At 53.4% G+C, this 21,623-nt stretch carries 19 protein-coding genes; 12 read left to right on the forward strand and 7 right to left on the reverse strand.

Going from position 1 to position 21,623, the window contains the following annotated elements; genetic code table 11:
• The first annotated feature begins 29 nt into the window (after window positions 1–29).
• From nuoK to ACTG3Z_RS00830, 7 genes are read left to right on the forward strand one after another with little or no spacing between them, the layout of a single operon-like run.
• On the forward strand, window positions 30–335 hold the full coding sequence (nuoK, locus tag ACTG3Z_RS00800; RefSeq protein ID WP_072630106.1) for an NADH-quinone oxidoreductase subunit NuoK: 306 nt from the start codon (window positions 30–32) through the stop codon (window positions 333–335).
• Between the two features lie 4 nt (window positions 336–339).
• Window positions 340–2,454, forward strand: a complete 2,115-nt coding sequence (nuoL, locus tag ACTG3Z_RS00805; RefSeq protein WP_439140761.1) for an NADH-quinone oxidoreductase subunit L — start codon at window positions 340–342, stop codon at window positions 2,452–2,454.
• Complete coding sequence (locus tag ACTG3Z_RS00810; protein ID WP_439140762.1) at window positions 2,454–3,998, forward strand: NADH-quinone oxidoreductase subunit M; 1,545 nt, start codon at window positions 2,454–2,456, stop codon at window positions 3,996–3,998. The genes nuoL and ACTG3Z_RS00810 overlap by 1 nt, the downstream gene beginning before the upstream one ends.
• 15 nt (window positions 3,999–4,013) lie before the next feature.
• A complete protein-coding gene (nuoN, locus tag ACTG3Z_RS00815; protein WP_439140763.1) occupies window positions 4,014–5,456 on the forward strand; it encodes an NADH-quinone oxidoreductase subunit NuoN in 1,443 nt (480 codons plus the stop codon).
• Window positions 5,446–6,204, forward strand: a complete 759-nt coding sequence (locus ACTG3Z_RS00820; protein ID WP_439140764.1) for a biotin--[acetyl-CoA-carboxylase] ligase — start codon at window positions 5,446–5,448, stop codon at window positions 6,202–6,204. The genes nuoN and ACTG3Z_RS00820 overlap by 11 nt, the downstream gene beginning before the upstream one ends.
• A 16-nt stretch (window positions 6,205–6,220) precedes the next feature.
• Window positions 6,221–6,994: a type III pantothenate kinase gene (locus ACTG3Z_RS00825; RefSeq protein ID WP_439140765.1), complete on the forward strand. Its 774-nt coding sequence runs from the start codon at window positions 6,221–6,223 to the stop codon at window positions 6,992–6,994.
• 6 nt (window positions 6,995–7,000) lie between these two features.
• Window positions 7,001–8,668, forward strand: a complete 1,668-nt coding sequence (locus tag ACTG3Z_RS00830; protein WP_439140766.1) for a ribonuclease J — start codon at window positions 7,001–7,003, stop codon at window positions 8,666–8,668.
• Window positions 8,669–8,671: 3 nt separating this feature from the next.
• Here ACTG3Z_RS00830 and ACTG3Z_RS00835 read toward each other — a convergent pair whose 3' ends face one another.
• Window positions 8,672–9,127, reverse strand: coding sequence for a MarR family winged helix-turn-helix transcriptional regulator (locus ACTG3Z_RS00835; RefSeq protein ID WP_439140767.1), 456 nt, complete (start codon window positions 9,125–9,127; stop codon window positions 8,672–8,674).
• Between the two features lie 87 nt (window positions 9,128–9,214).
• Between ACTG3Z_RS00835 and ACTG3Z_RS00840 the strand changes: the two genes are divergently transcribed.
• The gene (locus tag ACTG3Z_RS00840; RefSeq protein WP_439140768.1) at window positions 9,215–9,799 is read left to right on the forward strand and encodes a hypothetical protein; all 585 of its coding nucleotides are present in this window, start codon (window positions 9,215–9,217) and stop codon (window positions 9,797–9,799) included.
• A 61-nt stretch (window positions 9,800–9,860) separates the two neighbouring features.
• Here the strand turns inward: ACTG3Z_RS00840 and ACTG3Z_RS00845 are convergent, their stop codons facing one another.
• The 5 genes from ACTG3Z_RS00845 to ACTG3Z_RS00865 all read right to left on the reverse strand — a co-directional run bounded on the left by ACTG3Z_RS00845 (window position 9,861) and on the right by ACTG3Z_RS00865 (window position 16,946).
• The gene (locus tag ACTG3Z_RS00845) at window positions 9,861–11,339 is read right to left on the reverse strand and encodes a DEAD/DEAH box helicase (protein WP_439140769.1); all 1,479 of its coding nucleotides are present in this window, start codon (window positions 11,337–11,339) and stop codon (window positions 9,861–9,863) included.
• 209 nt (window positions 11,340–11,548) lie between these two features.
• Window positions 11,549–12,493: a glycosyltransferase family 2 protein gene (locus ACTG3Z_RS00850; RefSeq protein ID WP_439140770.1), complete on the reverse strand. Its 945-nt coding sequence runs from the start codon at window positions 12,491–12,493 to the stop codon at window positions 11,549–11,551.
• Window positions 12,486–14,210: a glycosyltransferase family 2 protein gene (locus tag ACTG3Z_RS00855; protein ID WP_439140771.1), complete on the reverse strand. Its 1,725-nt coding sequence runs from the start codon at window positions 14,208–14,210 to the stop codon at window positions 12,486–12,488. Before ACTG3Z_RS00855 ends, ACTG3Z_RS00850 begins: the two co-directional genes overlap by 8 nt.
• Window positions 14,211–14,249: 39 nt before the next feature.
• Window positions 14,250–15,860 carry a peptide chain release factor 3 gene (locus ACTG3Z_RS00860; protein WP_439140772.1) on the reverse strand — a complete coding sequence of 537 codons (1,611 nt, stop codon included), beginning with the start codon at window positions 15,858–15,860 and terminating at the stop codon, window positions 14,250–14,252.
• 66 nt (window positions 15,861–15,926) lie between these two features.
• A complete protein-coding gene (locus ACTG3Z_RS00865) occupies window positions 15,927–16,946 on the reverse strand; it encodes a Hint domain-containing protein (protein ID WP_439140773.1) in 1,020 nt (339 codons plus the stop codon).
• A gap of 126 nt (window positions 16,947–17,072) precedes the next feature.
• Between ACTG3Z_RS00865 and ACTG3Z_RS00870 the strand changes: the two genes are divergently transcribed.
• Window positions 17,073–17,852: an SDR family oxidoreductase gene (locus tag ACTG3Z_RS00870; protein ID WP_439140774.1), complete on the forward strand. Its 780-nt coding sequence runs from the start codon at window positions 17,073–17,075 to the stop codon at window positions 17,850–17,852.
• Here the strand turns inward: ACTG3Z_RS00870 and ACTG3Z_RS00875 are convergent.
• Window positions 17,849–18,517, reverse strand: a complete 669-nt coding sequence (locus tag ACTG3Z_RS00875; protein WP_439140775.1) for a hypothetical protein — start codon at window positions 18,515–18,517, stop codon at window positions 17,849–17,851. The genes ACTG3Z_RS00870 and ACTG3Z_RS00875 overlap by 4 nt on opposite strands.
• A gap of 205 nt (window positions 18,518–18,722) precedes the next feature.
• Between ACTG3Z_RS00875 and ACTG3Z_RS00880 the strand changes: the two genes are divergently transcribed.
• From ACTG3Z_RS00880 to ACTG3Z_RS00890, 3 genes are all read left to right on the forward strand, one after another.
• Complete coding sequence (locus ACTG3Z_RS00880) at window positions 18,723–20,102, forward strand: sodium:proline symporter (protein WP_439140776.1); 1,380 nt, start codon at window positions 18,723–18,725, stop codon at window positions 20,100–20,102.
• Between the two features lie 74 nt (window positions 20,103–20,176).
• A complete protein-coding gene (locus ACTG3Z_RS00885; protein WP_439140777.1) occupies window positions 20,177–21,253 on the forward strand; it encodes an ABC transporter ATP-binding protein in 1,077 nt (358 codons plus the stop codon).
• A 151-nt stretch (window positions 21,254–21,404) separates the two neighbouring features.
• The gene (locus ACTG3Z_RS00890) at window positions 21,405–21,617 is read left to right on the forward strand and encodes a twin-arginine translocase TatA/TatE family subunit (RefSeq protein WP_439140778.1); all 213 of its coding nucleotides are present in this window, start codon (window positions 21,405–21,407) and stop codon (window positions 21,615–21,617) included.
• Window positions 21,618–21,623 lie beyond the last annotated feature (6 nt).

Genomic DNA, 21,623 nt, shown 5'->3' on the forward strand with positions numbered 1-21,623 from the left:
CGCCAAGAATAAAAGAACTGAGGGACGACATGATCGGACTAGAACATTACCTGACAGTGGCTGCGACGCTGTTTGTCATTGGTATCTTTGGCCTTTTTGTGAACCGCAAGAATGTCATCATCCTGCTTATGTCGATTGAGCTGATGCTACTGGCGGTGAACATTAATCTTGTTGCCTTCTCCAGTTTCCTTGGTGATTTGGTTGGGCAAGTGTTCACGCTTTTCGTTCTGACAGTCGCCGCCGCAGAGGCCGCGATTGGCCTGGCGATCCTTGTTTGCTTCTTCCGTACTCGCGGCACCATTGCTGTTGAAGACGTCAACGTGATGAAAGGCTGATCAGATGGAAACGCTTATTCTTTTCGCGCCTCTCGTCGGGGCTCTGATTGGTGGATTTGGCTGGCGTCTCACGGGTGAGCGCGCGGCGATGTGGATCACCACGGGCCTGTTATTTGTCGCCTGCGCCTTTAGCTGGATAGTTTTCCTAGGGCATGACGGTGTTACAGAGAAAATCCAGATCCTGCGTTGGATCGAAAGCGGCAGCCTAAGCACAGATTGGGCGATCCGTATGGACCGTCTGACCGCGATCATGTTGATCGTGATCACCACAGTTTCGGCTTTGGTTCACCTGTATTCCTTTGGCTACATGGCCGATGACCCCCAGTGGAAAGAGGGCGAAAGCTATAAGCCGCGCTTTTTCGCATACCTGTCGTTCTTTACCTTCGCGATGTTGATGCTGGTGACGTCCGATAACCTTGTCCAGATGTTCTTTGGCTGGGAAGGGGTTGGTGTCGCATCTTACCTTTTGATCGGTTTCTACTACCGCAAACCATCTGCGAATGCGGCGGCGATCAAAGCCTTTGTGGTTAACCGTGTGGGTGACTTCGGTTTCGCGCTAGGTATCTTTGGCCTTTATTACCTAACGGACAGCGTCAAATTCGATGACATCTTTGCGGCGGCTCCCGCGCTTGCGGAAACCAAGGTGAACTTCCTTTGGGCCGAGTGGAATGCAGCAAACTTGCTCGCAGTGCTCTTGTTCATTGGCGCGATGGGAAAATCAGCGCAGCTGTTTCTGCACACATGGTTGCCGGACGCGATGGAAGGGCCGACACCCGTATCCGCACTGATCCACGCGGCGACAATGGTTACCGCCGGTGTCTTCCTTGTGTGTCGTATGTCGCCATTGATGGAATACGCGCCGGAAGCGACAGCGTTTGTCACATTCCTTGGTGCAACGACTGCCTTCGTCGCAGCGACAATCGGCTTGGTGCAAAACGACATCAAGCGCGTGATTGCGTATTCCACCATGTCCCAGCTTGGCTACATGTTCGTTGCAGCGGGCGTTGGTGCTTATTCAGTCGCGATGTTCCACCTGTTCACACACGCCTTCTTTAAAGCGATGTTGTTTTTGGGGGCAGGTTCTGTGATCCACGCGATGCATCACGAACAGGACATGCGTAACTACGGTGGTTTGCGCAAAAAGATCCCATACACGTTCGCAGCGATGCTGATTGGCACGCTGGCGATCACAGGTGTTGGTATTCCACTTACAGGTTGGATCGGTTTCGCTGGCTTCGCGTCCAAGGATGCTGTGATCGAGAGTGCGTTTGCGGCGGATCCGATGGGCTATGCCTTCTGGATGCTGGTCGTAGCAGCACTGTTCACATCGTTCTATAGCTGGCGTTTGATGTTCTTGACCTTCTTCGGCAAAGCGCGTGGCGACAAACATACGCACGAACATGCGCATGAAAGCCCGATGGTCATGTTGATCCCGCTGGGTGTTCTGAGCATTGGTTCGATCTTTGCAGGTGCGATCTGGTACAGCAGCTTCTTTGGCAAAACGAATGAAATCGCGAGCTTTTTTGGTGTCCCATACGCCGAAGCGTCGGAGCATGGTGAGCATAAAGATGGTCATGGTGAAGCCGCAGACGATCATAAAGACGATGACGCAGCACCTAAGGACGACAAGACCAAAAAGACGTCATATGCATTCACAGGAAAACCAGGTGAGGGCGCGATTTACACGGGCAAGGACAATCACGTCATTCATGACGCGCACTATGTTCCAACTTGGGTGAAACTCAGCCCGTTTGTTGCGATGGTCATTGGTCTCTTGATGGCGATGTGGTTCTACATCTGGGATCCAAAGATGCCCAAGCGCACGATGGAGAACAACCGTCCGCTCTACAATTTCTTGCTCAACAAATGGTACTTTGACGAGCTGTATGATGCTGTCTTCGTCAAGCCAGCATCCATGATTGGCCGTTTCTTCTGGAAGCGTGGCGACGGGGATGTGATTGACGGGACTTTGAATGGTGTGGCGATGGGTATTGTGCCCTTGTTCACCCGCCTCGCAGGTCGCGCGCAGTCCGGCTACATCTTTACTTATGCCTTCGCCATGGTGATCGGAATTCTGGTTCTAGTTACATGGATGACGTTCTCCGGAGGAGCGCAATAATGGATAACCTTCTTTCCATTGTCACTTTCATCCCTGCGCTTGCAGCTTTGATCCTTGCCCTCTTTTTGCGAGGGAACGATGAAGCGGCGGCGCGTAATGCAAAATGGCTCGCGCTGATCGCGACAAGTGCAACGTTCATCGTATCGCTGTTCATCTTGTTCCAATTCGACAGCTCCAACACCGACTTCCAGATGGTGGAAGAGGCGTCTTGGGTCATGGGCATGCAGTACAAGATGGGCGTGGATGGCATTTCCGTGCTCTTCGTGATGCTCACAACCTTCATGATGCCGCTGGTGATTGCAGCCAGCTGGAATGTTGAGACACGTGTCAAAGAATACATGATCGCATTCTTGCTTTTGGAAACGCTGATGCTTGGCGTGTTTATGGCGCTCGATTTGGTGTTATTCTACGTCTTCTTTGAAGCAGGTTTGATCCCGATGTTCTTGATCATTGGTATCTGGGGTGGCGCGAACCGGATTTACGCGAGCTTCAAGTTCTTCCTCTATACTTTCCTCGGGTCTGTCCTGATGCTGGTCGCGATGGTGGCGATGTTTGTGGATGCAGCTACGACGGATATTCCAACATTGATGTCGCATACATTCGGCTCTGAGAGTTTCTCACTGCTCGGTATCCAAGTGGTTGGCGGTTTGCAGACACTGATGTTCCTTGCCTTCTTCGCAAGCTTTGCGGTGAAAATGCCGATGTGGCCTGTTCACACGTGGTTGCCTGATGCGCACGTGCAAGCGCCGACAGCGGGTTCCGTTGTGTTGGCAGCGATCCTGTTGAAAATGGGTGGCTATGGCTTTTTGCGCTTCAGCTTACCGATGTTCCCAGTGGGGGCGGATGTGATGACGCCGCTGATCTTGTGGATGTCTGCAATCGCGATTGTGTATACTTCGCTTGTCGCGCTTGTGCAGGAAGACATGAAAAAGTTGATCGCTTATTCATCGGTCGCCCACATGGGCTACGTAACGATGGGGATCTTCGCAGCGAACCAGCAAGGTATCGACGGCGCGATTTTCCAGATGATCAGCCACGGCTTCATCTCTGGTGCTTTGTTCCTCTGCGTTGGGGTGATCTACGACCGGATGCACACGCGTGAGATTGATGCCTACGGTGGTCTCGTCACGCGTATGCCTGCTTATGCGTTGATCTTCATGTTCTTCACGATGGCGAACGTTGGTCTGCCCGGCACATCCGGTTTTGTTGGTGAATTCCTGACGCTGATCGGCGTGTTCCAAGTGAATACATGGGTGGCAGCAGTGGCGACAGCGGGTGTGATCCTGTCAGCGGCTTATGCATTGTGGCTTTACCGCCGCGTTGTGATGGGCGATCTGATCAAAGAAAGCCTGCGCACGATCACTGATATGACAACCCGCGAGCGCGTGATTTTCGCGCCGCTCGTTGTGATGACGCTGCTGTTGGGTGTTTATCCAGCGCTCGTCCTCGACATCATCGGCCCTTCGGTAGAAGCGCTGGTTTCCAACTATGAAACGGCACTGGCAAGCGCGCAAGACGCGCTCCAGAATGCCGCCACGAACTAAAGAAAGCGCTGCACCATGATACAGGCTGACCTGAACATCATTATGCCGGAAATCATCCTGTCGCTCTTTGCGATAGGCGCACTGCTGGGCGCGGTCTACACGAGCAAGGATAAGATGGGTCCGGCGCTTGTTTGGGCCACGGCAGGCGTTTTCATTGCTCTTGCGCTCTGGATCGGTGCGAACGGCGCAGGCACAAACGAAGCCTTTGGTGGCATGTTCATTGACGATGCGTTCTCGCGCTTTGCAAAAGTTGCCATTCTGATATCCTCCGCTGCTGTTTTGGTGATGAGCCAAGACTATATGCAGCGCAAAGGTCTGTTGCGGTTCGAATATCCTGTGCTGGTCGCGCTCAGCGTTGTTGGCATGATGGTTATGGTCTCTGCGGGTGATCTAATGACGCTGTATATGGGCTTGGAGCTTCAGTCATTGGCGCTTTATGTCGTTGCATCCTTGCGCCGCGATAGCGCGCGCTCAACAGAGGCGGGCTTGAAGTATTTCGTGCTAGGCGCGCTGAGTTCCGGCTTGCTGCTGTACGGCGCATCCCTGACATACGGCTTTGCTGGTACGACTTTGTTCTCTGGTATCATCCAGACAGCGACAGAAGGGCATACATCAATTGGTTTGCTCTTTGGACTTGTCTTCATTGTTGCTGGTCTGGCGTTCAAAGTGTCAGCCGTGCCGTTCCACATGTGGACACCGGACGTCTATGAAGGGTCGCCGACACCAGTGACGGCCTTCTTCGCAACGGCTCCGAAAATCGCAGCGATGGCGTTGTTCGCGCGTGTTTTGCATGACGCTTTTGGCGGTGCTGTCAGCGATTGGAGCCAGATCATTGCGCTTCTGTCTGTCGTCTCGATGTTCTTGGGCGCGTTCGCAGCGATTGGTCAAACAAACATCAAACGCCTCATGGCATTTTCGTCGATTGCACACATGGGCTATGCGCTGATGGGCCTCGCGGCGGGCACGGTTTTGGGCGTGCAAGCGATGCTGGTTTACATGGCGATTTACGTGACGATGAATATCGGTACCTTCGCCTTTATCCTTTCAATGGAAAAAGACGGGCAAGCGATCACAGACATTGGTGCATTGAACCAATACGCGAAACGCGAGCCGGGCAAAGCTTTGGCGATGCTAATCTTGCTGTTTTCCATGGCGGGTGTTCCGCCGATGGTTGGCTTTTTCGGTAAGCTTTACGTTCTTCGTGCGGCTTATGACGCGGGTCTTGCTTGGCTGGCGGTTGCAGGTGTGATCGCATCGGTGATTGGCGCTTATTACTACCTGCGCATCGTCTTCTACATGTACTTCGGGGAAGAACCTGACGAGACCTTGGACAAGAGCAAGTCGCCTGTTCTATGGGGCTTCTTGATGGCATCTGCGGCAGTGATGGTGTTGGGTCTGGTCAATCTCTTCGGGATTGAAAGCGCAGCAGCAGCAGCGGCGGCAACGCTTGTTAACTAAAAACAGTTTCCCGCTTGGCTATGGTCGGCGGGTGCTGGCCGAGGTTGACAGCACTAACGCAGAAGCAGCACGCATTGCGACATCTTTGGCAGGGCCAGAATGGATTTTGGCCCTGAACCAGACGGCGTCTCGTGGTCGTCGTGGTCGCGCGTGGAGCTTTCCGAAAGGGAATTTCGCCGCCACCTTGGTCCTTCATCCATCCGAGGCACCTGATGTTGTCGCGCTGCGCTCCTTTGTGGCGTCTCTTGCGCTTTATGATGCGTTTATCGCAAGCGGGGTCCAATCCCATGCGCTTGCGCTGAAATGGCCGAATGATGTGTTGCTTAATGGCGGTAAAGTTGCCGGCATTTTGCTGGAAAGCATTGGGTCAGGTGGTGGTGTTGGGCATTTAGCTATTGGGATCGGTGTTAACCTTGCGGATGCACCAGCGCCTGCAGAGGTTGAAGCGCGCGCGATGCGTCCTGTCTCGTTGCTCTCAGAAACGGGTGTTGCGATTGGACCGGAAGATTTTCTTGATCTGCTCGCGAGCGCCTACGCGCGTCTTGAGAGCCAGTTCACCACCTACGGCTTTGCCTCGATCCGTGAAGCGTGGCTCGCACGGGCTGCGAAACTGGGTGAGGTGATTACGGCCCGTACAATGAACAGTGAAACCATTGGCACGTTCGAGACTGTGGACGAGCAGGGCAACCTTGTTCTAAAGACCTCACAAGGCCGCGTGGCGATTGCCGCTGCGGATGTATTTTTCTAACGATCGGAGATAGCCGATGCTTCTCGCCATTGATTGCGGCAACACGAATACGGTTTTCTCGATTTGGGACGGCACGCAATGGCTGTGCACCCTGCGCACCTCTACCCATCATGGACGTACGGCGGATGCGTATTTCACATGGTTCAGCACGCTTGTCGCGCATTACGAGATCGACCTTGATATTCAAGATGTGATCATTTCGTCCACCGTGCCACGCGTGGTGTTTAACTTGCGTGTTTTTGCGGATCGGTTTTTCAATTGCCGCCCCTTGGTGGTTGGCAAGCCTGAGTGCGATCTGCCAATTGCGCCGCGCGTGGATGGCGGCACTCAGGTTGGACCTGATCGTTTGGCCAATGCGGCAGCTGCGTTTGATCGTCATGGCGGTAATGTCGTTGTGGTTGATTTTGGGACAGCGACGAATTTTGACGTGGTCGCAGATGACGGCGCATATGTGGGCGGTGTGATTGCGCCCGGTGTGAACCTCTCGCTTGAAGCCTTGCACAATGGTGCAGCGGCTCTACCTCACGTGGACATTTCCCAGCCAGAACACGTAATTGGCACAAATACGGTGGCGTGCATCCAGTCAGGTGTTTTCTGGGGCTATACGGGCCTCATAGAAGGCATTACGAACCGCATTAAGAATGAATATGGCAAGCCGATGAAAGTGGTTGGCACAGGCGGTCTTGCCCCGCTGTTTGCAACCGCACAAAACCTGTTCGACGTGATCGAAGATGACCTGACAATGCATGGTCTGATCGTGATCTACGAACACAATAAGAAGAACGGATAAACCTAAATGAGCGCAGAGCGTTTGATCTACCTTCCCCTCGGTGGGGCGGGCGAAATTGGCATGAATGCCTATGTCTATGGCTACGGAAAGCCGGGCAAAGAAAAGCTGATCCTAGTGGATATTGGTGTGACCTTCCCAGATATGGACGGTACCCCTGGTGTGGATTTGATCCTGCCAGATATCACTTGGTTGAAAGAGCGCCGTAATGACTTGGAGGCGATCTTCATCACACACGCGCATGAAGACCACGTTGGTGCGATTGGGCATTTCTATGAACAACTTCGCGCACCAATCTATACACGTGCGTTTACAGCGAATATCGCGCGCCGCAAGCTTGACGAATACGGGGTTGAGGCAAAAGCAGTGACAACCGTGTCCCCTTGGCCTGAGACTGTGAAAGCTGGTCCATTCTCTGTTGGCTTCTTGCCAATTTCACACTCGATCCCTGAAAGTTCTGGCCTTGTGATCGACAGTCCTGATGGCCGCATTTTGCACACAGGCGATTTCAAGATTGATGAAACCCCGCTCGTGGGGGAGCCGTTTGATGAGCAACTGTGGCGCGATGTGTCTAAAGATGGCGTCAAAGCGCTGGTGTGCGATTCCACTAATGTGTTCTCTTTGAACGAAGGCCGCTCTGAAATCACGGTCGGCCCCGAGATCGAAAAATTGATCAAAGATCAGCCGGGTATGGTGGTTGCGACGACATTTGCCTCCAACGTTGCGCGGGTGAAAACGCTGGCGGAAGCTGGCGTGCGGGCAGGGCGCTCAGTCGTGCTATTGGGGCGCGCGATGCGTCGAATGGTTGAGGCGTCGATTGAGACTGGTGTGCTGAGCGATTTTCCAACCTGCATTAACCCTGAAGACGCGACGCAGTTACCGCGTGAAAACGTGATGCTTTTGGTGACGGGGTCCCAAGGTGAGCGACGCGCGGCCTCTGCGCAGCTGGCACGTGGGAAATACCAAGGTTTGACGTTGAAAGAGGGCGATACGTTCCTGTTTTCTTCAAAAACGATCCCGGGCAATGAGCGCGGAGTGATCTACATCATCAACCAACTCTCGGAAAAGGGTGTGGACGTTATTGATGACAGCTCTGGCCTGTATCACGTGTCGGGCCATGCGAACCGTCCTGATCTGGAAAAGATGCACGAAATTACACAGCCACAAATGTTGATCCCGATGCACGGTGAGCATCGCCATTTGCGCACGCATGTTAAGATTGCGGAACAAAAGGGCCTTGCGGGTATCGTCGCAGTCAACGGTATGATGATTGATCTGTCGGGCAACAAACCAAAAGTTGCGGATTACATTGAAACCGGACGCACCTATTTGGATGGCTCGGTTCAAGTTGGCGCGCTTGATGGCGTTGTACGGGATCGTATGCGCATGGCGCTGAACGGGCATATCACCGTGACGCTGATTTTGGATGAGAACGATGAAATGCTTGGCGATCCATGGTGCGAACTGATGGGACTTGCGGATCAGGGCAAATCGCGTGCGCCTTTGGTGGATGTGGTCGAAGAAGATCTAAGCCAGCTCATCGGGCGTTCTGGCGGCAAGACGATGCGCGACGACAAGAAGCTGGAAGAGGCAATCAAGCGGTGCGTGCGTCAAAGCTGCAATGCTGAAATCGGTAAGAAACCGGAAGTCACAATCGTGGTGAGCCGTCTGTCTTAAGCTCTAAAGTCGGTTCTGATCAAGCCAACCGACAAGACGAAAAAGTTGAGTGGTGAGGGCGGCAATGTCCTCATCGCTCCATCCATCTAGCATTTGTACGTAGTCGGGCAGTAAAGAGCGCTGTACGCTCATCAAATGCGCTCCGCCCTCTTTCGTCAGATAAACCTGTTTTGCGCGCGCATCCCCTTTGATCGCTTCAAAACGCGCCCAACCCATCCCTTCGAATTTGCTGACCATCTTTGAGACTGCGGGCTGCTTCACTTCGACAGCCGCTGCAATCGCCGTCACGCTTTGTCCCTCTGGCATCCGCCGCGCGAGGTGGTTGAGTACCGAGAACTGCGCCTCTGTCAGCCCGAATCGATCCAAACGCGCAGCCATACGCGTGCTGAACAACTGTGTGCTTATCCCCAAAGCTGTTCCAAGTTTTACATATTTTTCAACATGTTCTGGCGGTTTCATAGAAGCGTTCACATTTTCACTTGCATTAACATTCCTCGGAATATAAATAATATTCCATGGAATGCAAATACTGAAAGGAATGAGACAATGTTCACGACACTTACCAACCGAGCCTTCAACGCTCCGCTCTGGATGCACGCAACTGCGACCCTCGCGAGCTTTGGCGCGTTTCAAGGAACGCGCATCTTTCTTGACAAGCTTTATGCGGCTTCCCAGCACCCCGTTGATTTCGCGACAGGGCAGCTTGGTTTTGATGGCGCAACGACGCTTGGGTACTACGACGCGATGCGCGAGGGCGGGACCTTTGGGATCTATGTGCAAACGCAGCTGTTTGACTTCGCCTTTATTGCGGCTGTGATTGTCTTTGGTATCTGCTTCGGCACGCTCTTGGCACGAATGGGGCAGGTGGGTAGCCTGACGCGCAAGCTTGGTCTGGCCGCTGCTGGGTTTGCCGTTGCAGGTGGCCTGCTTGATGCCTCAGAAAACCTGATGTCATTCATTATGATGCAGTTTGACACAGTGATCCCGCAAGTCCTCGCCTACATTTACTCTAGCTTTGCGGCGCTGAAGTTCATCTCTTTGACCCTTGCGATGGCCCTTGCACTTGCCACATTGATCACAGGTGTGATTTCCAGCGGTCTAGGAATGATGCGTCGCCCTACGGCAGCTTAAATAGAAAAGCCCCGCAAACAGGATGTGTTTTGCGGGGCTTTTATGTAATTTTTAAAACGGCTCAGCTTGAGCTGCGCTCTTCAAAGCTCATCGCAATAAAGCCGGGCAGGTGATCGCCCAAACCGACAACTTTGTTGTCATTGCCACGTCCACCACGATTACCACGACCGCGGTTTTCCTTTGGTGCAGGCTTTTGCGCCTCAGGCTTTTTTACATCAGCCTTTGCCGCAGGTTTCGCATCCGAAACCTCAACTGTCTCAACAGGCGTTTCAACAACCGGGGCGGTTTCTTTGGGCGCAGACTTGCGGCTACGCGAACGCGTGCGCTTTGGCTTTTCTTCAGCGTTTGGTTGCGCGTCATCCGCAACTTTGGCCGGTTCTTCTTTCGACTTTAGTGGATTATCAATGCGAGTCACTGTTTTCTGGATCAGCTTTTCGATCGCCTCAAAGTTCTTTTCATCACGCGGGACGCAAATCATCATAGCTTTGCCATCGCGTCCGGCGCGGCCAGTACGACCGATCCGGTGTACATAGTCTTCGGCATGGCTTGGCACATCGAAGTTGAACACGTGACTGACAGAGGGCACATCAAGCCCGCGCGCCGCAACGTCAGAGGCAACGAGAAAGCGCAGATCACCGTCGCGAAAGCCATCAAGAGTTTTGGTACGCTGGCTTTGATCCAGATCGCCGTGAATAGGCGCTGCATCATAGCCGTATTTTTTCAACGACTTAGCAACGATATCCACATCCATTTTGCGATTGCAGAAGATGATCGCGTTTGTGCATTTCTCACCCTCAGCATCAATTAACATGCGCAGGGCTTTTCGCTTTTCGCTGGCTTCGCGATCCTTGCGAGAGCCTTTGAACATCATCACGACCTGCTCGATGTTTTCGGATGCCGTCGCCTGACGCGCAACTTCGACGCGGGCAGGGTTGGAGAGGAAGGTGTTGGTGATACGTTCGATCTCAGGTGCCATCGTGGCAGAGAAGAACAATGTTTGGCGCGTGAATGGTGTCAGGCCGAAGATGCGTTCGATATCTGGGATGAATCCCATATCAAGCATGCGGTCGGCTTCATCGACAACCATGACTTGAACGCCCGTCAGCAACAGTTTGCCGCGCTCGACGTGATCCAACAAACGACCCGGCGTTGCGATCAAAACGTCGACGCCTTTGTCGATCAAGCGATCTTGCTCTTTGAAGGATACGCCACCGATCAACAGGGCTTTGCTCAGCTTCTTGTGATACTTGGTGTATGTATCGAAATTTTCCGCAACCTGTGCCGCCAGTTCACGGGTGGGGCACAAGACCAGAGAGCGCGGCATACGCGCGCGCGCGCGTCCTTTGCCAAGCAATGTAATCATCGGCAACGTAAAGCTTGCCGTTTTGCCCGTGCCTGTCTGGGCGATTCCCAATACGTCATGGCCTAACAACGCAGGTGGGATTGCGCCGGCTTGAATAGGGGTGGGGGATTCGTATCCCGCATCTTCGATGGCTTTGAGGACCTTAGGGTCCAAGTTCAAATCACTAAACTTTGTCATGTATATCCGTGGCTTACGGACACAACTTGGCCCGTACATCTTGATTAGACCAAATCCGATTGATCGAGTGTCTTTGCACTCCATGGGTCTTGGCGCAGGGGATAGCGAAAAAGCGCGGTTTGGTCAAATCACGCCTTGTCCATTGCTCTAAATGACGCGGAGCGGGGCAAGAATATCGCATATTGTTTCTTAATTTTGAACAATGCGCGCTATTTGGGGAATTGTTGAGCAATTGCAGCATCAAGATCCAGACTGTGCCAGTGCAATAAACCATTCGCCTCCAGCCCCTCAAGAAGTGCCGGTCTTGCGGTGCAGACTTCAACATAGAACGCCCGTAGCGCTTCTTCACCGCCATGGGCTTCAATTTGGGTCAACAGATCATGCATGCTCAATCCGCCGGCGCCCTGATCAAACGGAGCTTTCAACTCGGCGCGATACGCTCCTTGGGTTTTGCGGTACGTGTAACTTTTGAACCAATCGGCCCAAGTCGCCCCATGAAAATGGCATATGCGTGTTTGATCCAACTCTTGTTGGCCGGGATTTTGCGCGCCCGCTAAGAACACGTTGTGAATTTTGACTGACAAGCCGTCAACGCCAGTGCGATAGATCATTTTTCCGGCCACATGACTTAGAAAACCGCCATTCAAATGCGCGCCATAGGTCGGGTAGAGCGTTTCTGTAATGCGCCTTCGCTCAGGCATTGGCAGCTTAAACCCCTTGAACGGGCGCGGCTTCGTTTCAGCACCGTCCCACGCCAAAGCCTCTACAGGGCGAATACGTGCACATACGCAACCGGGGCTAAGAGCAGCAAGTTGCGTTTCAAGCGGGCTATCCCAAACCAAAAATTCATCGTGATCGATATGGGTCAGCCAATCTACTTCAACACGTTTGGAATAGGCGTCAGCTGCGTTCAGCGTTTGGCGTGGCTGGTGCTTATGGGGGCGTCCGCCCTTTTTCGCCCAATAGGCATCATTTGTTTGCGTCACGCGCACTTTTGGATGCGCTTTGAGCGCTGCAAATGTCGCGTCATCCGGCGCATCAAGGTAAATATAAAGCCGATGCGCCCCGCGTTGCAGATGATAGGCAACAAACCCCAACACGTCCTGCTTCGCGGCTTTAACGGTGCTGACAATGCCCCATTTCAACTCAGACATGATCCAACACGCCTAGTTTCGCGCGGATCAACATGCTGTTTTGCTCTAGCTTTTGAGCGACATCAGCATTGTATCCGCAAATTTCATCAAATAGCTGCCGCGGGCCATCTGAACCATGCTCTTCGCGCAAAAGATCAACAATATCTCCGAGGCCCAGCTTTGATTGCCCGCGATCACGGTAGCTGCCTTTTTGCAAGCGAAACTCAAGATGCGCCGCAAAGCTTTCCCAATCGGGGGCATGTCGGTGGAGCAAATTAAGCGTTTGAATACGTTTTGAGTTTTCAATTTCTACACCGAAACGCTTCAATAAATGCACACCAAAACGAACGTCGTCTAACCCTGTGCGTGCAATTGTTTTACCCGCTGTGTGAGAGATGAAACCGGCTCTTAGATAGGCCCCAAAAACAGGGTAAAGCTGATCGATTAACGATTTCTCAACACCTGCATCAAAGTACGTACGACGAAACAATAGCGTGTCCGATGCCGCCGTTTGCGCGATTTCTTCGGCGGGGGGAATGATCAGCGCATCGATGGTGTCGGGTGCAGCTGCCAATGTCAGTTTGACGTCATCGCCCCCATGCAGAAACTCATCGGCGTCAATATGCGCAAGCCAATCCACTCGCGCATTCCGATACGCATGTGTCGCATTAAAGGCTTGGCGTTGTTGATGTTTTTCCATCAAGGGTTTGCCCGTTGCAGTCCGATAAGCGGAATCACATTGGATCAAACGGACGTTCTGATAGGACAACTTTGCAAGGTCGCTATCTGGTAAAGGCGCATCCAGAAAGATATCCATCTGAGCCGCACCCAGACTGAGATGATGCTCGATAAACGGTTTGATCTGCGCAACGCCCGCTTTGATCGTGCTTACGGTGCCCCACGTCAACGTTTTCGCGCGCGCGACAACAACAGCAGGCTCGGGGTCAGGGTCGCCGCTTGCTTCCTTCTGCGCGCGTTGACGCAATTTGCGCCCGCGCAAGGTTTTAAAGCGGCGGAACACAGTGCCAGGATCCGCGTTCAACAGATTAAGCAAATGATGGGCGAGGGGGGCGATGACCGGATCGTCTGCCGCATCCACCCACAGTCGCCCGAGCATATTGATATCAAGGCCACCAGACACCAATGCATACCGGTCCATATTCAGTGGCAGCTTGCTATGCACGAGCCGCTTGAGTTTAAATTCGCTCTTAGGCCCAAGTCCGGAATAGAGCCGCTCACTTTCATAAAGCTTCATCGCACCGAAAAGCACGGTCATTGATTGTCCGACACGACGTTGCACTTCTGTACTGCCATGATCGCCAAAAGTGGTGATCGCAGAGACAAGCCAGCGTGGATCAAGATGCTCGAACATGAAATCCGCGTGCTCGGCCCAAATTCGGGTGAAAAGCGCCATTGTGTGATCAGGCTGATCCGACTTGCGCAAATGCGCGATGAGCAGGCCGTGGAGTTTGCAAAGCTCGGGAAGACCAATGAACTCTTCTTTTAATTCTAGTGCCTTACGTGTATGACCTGATTGATCTTTGGCGCGTGGGATGTCTTTGGGATCAAGCTCATAAACAAGTTTGGTTTTGAGTGTCTCAAGATCAGCATCAAGGGGCGGGAGCGCCTCTCCAGCAGCAAAGCTCAATGGCTTTTGACGCGCTTGCATACGCTCGATCACAGCTTGAAAGCCGCCCTCATAGGTCAGGTTCTGCGTGTCTGTTTCACTGTCACTCATAGCACCTAAGATGCCCCCAGAGCGCGCATGCAGCAAGCGCTATTGGAGCATCATTTCCTTTGTCGCGCTCAGTGTGACATCGGGGTAATCACGCGCAACGCGGTCGATGTCCCATTGCAAGCGCGTCAGGTAGACAACGTCGCCATCATTGTCGGTCGCGATATGAAGCTTGTTCGCCTCCGCAAAGGTTTCGACGGCCTTTTTATCGCCCAAGACCCAACGCGCAGACGTAAACTGGCTTTGATCGAAACGCACAGGTAGGCCATATTCCAGCTCAATCCGGCTGGCGAGCACTTCGAACTGAAGTGCGCCAACGACGCCAACAATGAAGCCAGAACCGAAGGTGGGTTTGAAGACTTTGGCAGCGCCTTCTTCCGCAAACTGCATAAGCGCTTTTTCAAGGTGCTTTGACTTCAGTGGATCGCCTGCGCGTACGCCTTGCAAAAGCTCTGGCGCGAACGATGGAATACCTGTGACCCGCAGCGCTTCGCCCTCAGTCAGCGTATCGCCAATGCGCAATTGACCATGGTTTGGAATGCCAATGATATCGCCTGCGTGCGCCTCTTCCGCCAATTCGCGGTCCGAGGCGAGAAACAACACAGGGTTTGAGATCGCCATCGGCTTTTTCGTGCGCACATGGGTCAGTTTCATGCCGCGTTTGAAGTGCCCAGAGGCAAGCCGCACAAAAGCCACGCGATCGCGGTGCTTTGGGTCCATATTGGCCTGCACCTTGAACACGAAACCTGCGACTTTCTTTTCTTCGGGCAAGATTTCACGCGGGGAGGCGCGCTGAACCTGCGGCTCTGGCCCATATGTGCCGATGCCGTCCATCAACTCTTTCACGCCAAATGAGTTGATCGCAGAGCCGAACCAGATCGGCGTCATATGTCCCTCAAGCACAGATTGCGGGTCCAACGTGGGCAGCAATTCGCGTGCCATTTCAACGTCTTCAACCAGCTTTTCAAGCAAATGTGCGGGAACATGTTCAGCAAGGGCAGGATCGTCTAGGCCGTTGATTTCAATGGAATCCGCGACCTTGTTACGATCCGCGCGGTCCATCAGTTCGAGACGGTCGTTGAGCATGTCATAACAGCCCATAAAATCAGGGCCAACGCCAATGGGCCAACTTGCGGGGGTCACATCAATCGCGAGATTTTCTTGGATTTCGTCAATGATATCAAAAGTGTCGCGGCTTTCACGGTCCATCTTGTTACAGAACGTCAGGATCGGCAGGTCGCGCATCCGGCAAACTTCAAAGAGCTTCTGTGTCTGGCTCTCCACGCCTTTCGCGCCGTCAATCACCATTACCGCAGCGTCGACAGCGGTCAATGTGCGATACGTGTCCTCGGAGAAATCTGAGTGACCGGGCGTGTCCACAAGATTGTAGCGGAAGTGCTTGAAATCAAACGACATCGCGGAAGCGGAGACCGAAATGCCGCGATCCTTTTCCATCTGCATAAAGTCAGACCGCGTGCGCCGCGCTTCACCTTTGGCGCGCACTTGCCCCGCCATTTGAATCGCGCCACCAAAGAGTAGAAATTTCTCCGTCAACGTCGTCTTGCCCGCATCAGGATGCGAGATGATCGCAAACGTGCGACGGCGTGCAATTTCAGCAGGGAGTTCGGGGCGGTTTGTGGCGGTGTCTAACATGAGGGTGCTATAGCTTTGGGTGTTTAGCTATGCAACGGGGCTACGATTTTTCAATGACTATTCATCTCACCGCTTTGAGGCTTTGCGTAGTTTATCCGCAGCATCTGGGCCCAGCAGTTCGGAGCCGACTTCAAATTCTTCATGCAGCCAGCCAGAATGTCCACCGAGGTCTTGCAACACATCCGCGCTGACCGAGTCTTGCAGGGCCGGGCGCGTGCGTGTGTCCACGAGCAAGGTTTCTGCGGCGATGCCTTCGGCGTAGATGATCTCGTGTTGATCAAAAAGCAGTTGGAAATAATCGATAAACCCGCCGTCTTGTTGCGTGACCGTCTCGCCATTCACGAGGTGACGCGCTTTGACAAGCACTTCAGAGCGTCCCGCGCCCAAAGCATCGCGGCGTTGATAGATGAAGAGGCGGTGATCCGGACTGACCACAAGGTCGTTGGTGTTGTTAAGCGTGCCCGCTTTGATAACGATCGGGGCGAAATCGCCCACAGCGCGCACGGTGTGCTGGCCAATCCAGCGGATCACTTGCCCGCCATCATCGCGGGTGAGGACTTTATCGCCCACTTGCAGCTCTTCAATCGGGCGCTGTGCGCCTGAACTCATGGTGATGTTCGTGCCACGAGAGAAGGAGACACAGGCCACTTGGGCAAGCTTGCGACCAGCGTTTTCCAGCTCAACACCAACCAAACGATAGTGGCCAATGGAGACGAGTGGTGCCAACGGAAGAACATGCACAGTGGCAACGTGATCTTCTGGATCCAGCTCAACCAACAAAAGCATTTCCAGAGTTGAGCCATCGGCTGTCATCACGGTCAAGCAGCTATCGACGATCACACGCGCGCTGGCGACACCTGTTTCGGTGTCTTGCGCGATAATATACGTACCATCGGTGCGCGCATGAAGGGATAAGCGTTTGCGCTGCGCGTTTCCACTAAGCTCATAGACATCATCGAGCATCACCTCAGCGGCAAAGCTCAGGGTGTCGTCAATATTTGCGCCATCCACGACCAAGAAATCCTCTGCGCGATACACAGGGATGCTTTGAGCAAGGGAGATGCCAGAGTTGCGGCTTGCAATCATTCAAAACACTCGTCTAACTTAATGTCTGAGCGTCGTCTTGTCATGAAAATACGGCGGTTTACAGTCCTTACTGCGGCCATTGAACGTAAATTCGCTGCAGTACGCATAGAAATGATAGGAAATACCATGGATCTTGGAATTAAAGGCCGCCGCGCGGTTGTATGTGCGTCGAGCAAGGGACTCGGTCGCGGATGCGCTGAAGCGTTGGCAGAAGCAGGATGTGATCTTGTTCTGAACGCACGCGGTGCAGAAGCGCTGGAGGCGACAGCAGAGCATATTCGCAGCACATACGGTGTTAATGTTGTGGCGGTTGCTGCTGATATTACCACCGATGAGGGGCGCGCGAAGGTGCTTGAAGCGGCGGGCGAGGTCGATATCCTTGTGAACAATGCGGGTGGCCCCCCTCCCGGAATGTGGCACGACTGGGAGCGCGAAGATTTCATCAAAGCCCTAGATGCCAACATGCTGACGCCAATTGCGATGATCAAAGCATTGGTACCGTCGATGATGGATCGTGGTTGGGGGCGTGTGGTCAACATCACTTCGCAATCTGTGAAAGCACCGATTGGCGTGCTTGGTCTGTCCAATTCCGCGCGTGCTGGGTTGACAGGCTATGTCGCGGGTACATCACGTCAGGTCGCAGGCTCCGGTGTGAACATCAACAATTTGCTGCCCGGTATCCATGCTACTGATCGCGCTGTCGCGCTCGATGGCGGTGTTGCGAAAGCGCAGGGCATTACGTCCGAGCAGGCCAAGATTGACCGTTGCAAAACAATTCCTGCGGGACGCTACGGCACAGCGGATGAGTTTGGCGCGGTTTGCGCATTCTTGTGCTCCGCGCATGCGGGCTTCATCGTTGGGCAGAACGTTTTGCACGATGGCGGCGGCGTGAACGCGACGCTCTAGCGTTCTACCAAGAAGCCCCCGATATATGCGGTCACGTCGTCGTTTCCATGAAACACACCGACGGCGTGATCGCTGCCTAAGCGCCCTTCCAATGTTGCGGCGCGCGCGTTAAAAAACACCTCTCCGGTTATTGTATTTCCGCTAAATTCCCCATCAACCGTGAGAATGTCATCGCTTCCTTGTAGCGTATTGAACCTGAAATCTGCGCGTAATGTGATGCGCCCAGTCGTCGTTTCAGGTTCGCCAAAATCTCGACGATCGCCGTCTGATTTTCCAACCTCTATTACGTTATAAGTTCCGTGCATCGCGGCGATGCCTTGCAGCGGCAAAGGACCCGGATCTGTGCTCGGCAAAAGGCCTGCATATGCGCTAAAAGCGGTGTCATCTTGGCCCAGCTCTAAAGCGTAGCCATGACCTTCGGGGTTCTTGAAACTGCCTTTGAAGATTGTCGCCAGTGAGTCTGGAAATGTACCGTTCGCATTTGGCGTACCTATTCCTGAAATCAGCGTGGTGTTGGCTTCCAAGATGATCAGTTGTTCAGGGGTTGGGGATCCTTGTATTTGATCGATCAAGGGAATGTCTTCTTCTTGGTCTTGGCTGTTGTCACAGGCGAGGAGCGTAGAAAGAGCCAGCAGGCCACCCAAAATGAAAACGGTGCGTTGCATACGCGAGCAGATACCTTTTTATCAATCGGGTTAAGGTTTGACTGATGAAGGTTACCTTTAGGTTAACATCTTCGCGCAGCAGATCTGGCGTATGTAGCGCTCGCAAATGACCCTCACATTCTTGTCACTTCACCAGCTAAGGTCTTTTCAGACCGCAACACTTCTGGCACTGGGCTGATAAATCTATGTGTTAGGAAACCCAAACATGACAGCCAGTCTTATCGTTACCATCTTCCTGGGTATTATCCTTGCGATCCTTCTGGTTGCGCCACGTCGTGTCTCGGTTGAGGGGTTTTTTGGCGGGCAAACCGCATCAGGCCAAGCACCGAGTTTGCTGACATTGGTGCTCAGCCAAGTGACCACTTGGATTTTTGCACGCTCTTTGATGAACGCGGCGATCCTTGGGTACTTTTACGGAATGGCGGGTACGTTGGCTTACGCTGCCTACTACGGATCCTTTCTGACCGGTGGTTTTGTTGTCGCGCGATTGCGTGCAGGCGGGGCAGGGTCGGTACAAGACTGGTTGAGCGCACGTTTCGGAGCCTTAGGCACTAGTTGCTACAATTTGGTCATTGCTTTGCGCCTGCTGTCGGAAGTGTTTGCCAATCTCATCGTCGTGGGCCTGATTTTTTCAGCGGTACTTCCTGAAATCGCTTTGGCGAAAGAGCTGTCAATCGTGCTTGTTGCGCTTTTGGGGCTCGCTTACTCTGCGTGGGGTGGGCTTAGCGCGGCGTTGCGTACAGATGTGTTGCAAATGTCTGTTTTTCTTGTAGTTTTCGTTGTCGCGTTTGTTGCGATGTTGCTCAGCCCAGGCTTTGACCTGGGCGCTGTTCTTACCGCTGAAGGGACGTCAGGCAGCTATAATGGATGGGTCTTGATGGCCGTCGCCGCGCTGCAGGTGTTTTCTTATCCAGTGCACGATCCAGTCATGATGGATCGCGGCTTTCTCGCGGATGAAAAAACAACAAAACGCTCGTTTCTTCATGCGTTCTGGCTCTCTGTTTTGTGCATCGTCGCATTTGGTATGTTCGGCATCCAAGCGAGCCTTGTTGGCGCTGAGTATGAGGGCGAATTGATCGGTACATGGGCGGGTATGTTCCCAGCGTGGATTTTTGGCGCGTTGCTCATTTCGCTGCTGGTCTCGGCACTGAGTACACTTGATTCGGCGCTGTCCTCCGCATCGCGCCTTTGCGTTGAAGAGCTTGGCGTTGCACCACGCAGCTTGAATGGGGGGCGCGTTGTTATGGTGCTCTTTATGCTTGCAGGGGCGGCGTTGACACTTTGGGGCAATGCGACCTTGTTTGACGCTGTTGCTGTCAGCGGAACCGCATCGATGTTCCTTACGCCTGTTTTGATCGTCGGCTTGGTGATGCAACGCCAGATCGCGCGTTGGTCATATTTGGTGGCCTTTAGTGCCGCGATGATCGGAGCCGTGCTTTATTTTGCGCGCGCTGCGACATGGGCCGCAGCACTTTTGCCTGAAGGGCACAAGTATGAGCAGCTCTTGGCGATATGTGTGGCGGTCTTGATTGTCGGATTTGTCGCGGTTTTGGCAGGTGCGCGGCGGGTTGAACCAGCGGTTTGAGGCTGCTAGGACATCTCTATTCTTGATTGATTTGATCAAGAATGCCGACCTGTGATCAAAACTAGAGGCCGACTATGCAAGGCACTGCGCCGCGCTTGGAGATTCGCAATCTGACGCGCCTCTTTGGAGGCGCGCGCGTTGTTGATGATGTGAGCCTTAGCATCAAATCTGGGCAGGTGATGTGTCTGCTGGGGCCATCCGGTTGCGGCAAATCAACGACTTTGCGCATGATTGCTGGCGTTGATATGCAAAATAGCGGTGAGATTTGGGTCGATGGTACGTTGATCTGTGATGGCGCTGTCACCATTCCAGCAGAGCAACGCGGTATCGGACTGATGTTTCAGGATTTCGCGCTGTTTCCGCATATGAATGTCGCAGATAATGTTGCCTTCGGACTAAAAGGCACACAAAGCGAAAAATACGCGCGCGTCGAGGAGCTTTTGGCCAAGGTCGGCTTGATGCGTTTGATCGATGCTTATCCACACCAGCTTTCTGGTGGTGAACAGCAGCGCGTTGCCCTTGCACGCGCACTCGCTCCGCGCCCCAAGATTATGCTCATGGATGAACCGTTCTCTGGCCTCGATAATCGCCTTCGTGACGGCATACGTGACGAAACACTCGCTCTTCTGAAAGAAGAAGGGACAGCTGTTTTGCTTGTGACCCATGAGCCCGAAGAAGCGATGCGCATGGCAGATGAAATTGCCCTCATGCGCGGCGGCAAGATTGTGCAGCGTGGTGCGCCTTATAACATCTACAACTCGCCTGCTGATCTTGAAGCCGTCGGTTTTTTTAGTGATATCAACGTTATACGCACAGTTTCAAACGGCGCTTTGGCGGAAACCCCCTTTGGTCAGTTCCTTGCACCCGGTGTTGCCGATGGGGCCGAGGTGGATATCGTCTTTCGCCCGCAACACGTTGGTATCGATTTCGATCGCGGTGGCAAAGGCCCGCTGCCGACCGCGCGCGATGGCACAGCTGCGCGCGGCGTGGTCGTGCGCGCGCGGTTCATGGGGGCTGAAAGTCTTGTGGAGTTTGAAATGGACGACCAAAGCGTCATTCATGCAACCGTGCCAAATGTATTTCTGCCAAAGCCGGGGACGCCGCTTTGGCTGACAATTCGGCGTGATCGCTGCTTTGTCTTCCCCGCGTAGACGTAAAAACGGCCAAAATTCTTTCACAACTTCAAAGTTTTGACCGCCAAATGCGCGTTTGTCCCTTTTATCGAAGGGCGCAAGGCAATAGATACAGTGGGAACGTGAACACAAGAGCTGTGGACACAGCAAGTTTTAAGGGAGATTTCTCATGCTCAACAACATCGGCCTTCCTGGCCTTCTTCTTATCGCCGTGGTCGTTTTGGTCCTCTTTGGTCGTGGCAAAATCAGCTCGCTCATGGGCGAAGTCGGTAAAGGCATCACTTCCTTTAAGAAGGGCGTAAACGAGGGCACAGCAGAGCTAGAAGAAAACGCGGCAGAGGCGGCAAAAGACGTCACACCCGAAGAGAAAGACAAGGTCTAAGCACCT

This window comes from Planktotalea sp. (assembly GCF_965659345.1).
Taxonomy (GTDB): domain Bacteria; phylum Pseudomonadota; class Alphaproteobacteria; order Rhodobacterales; family Rhodobacteraceae; genus Planktotalea.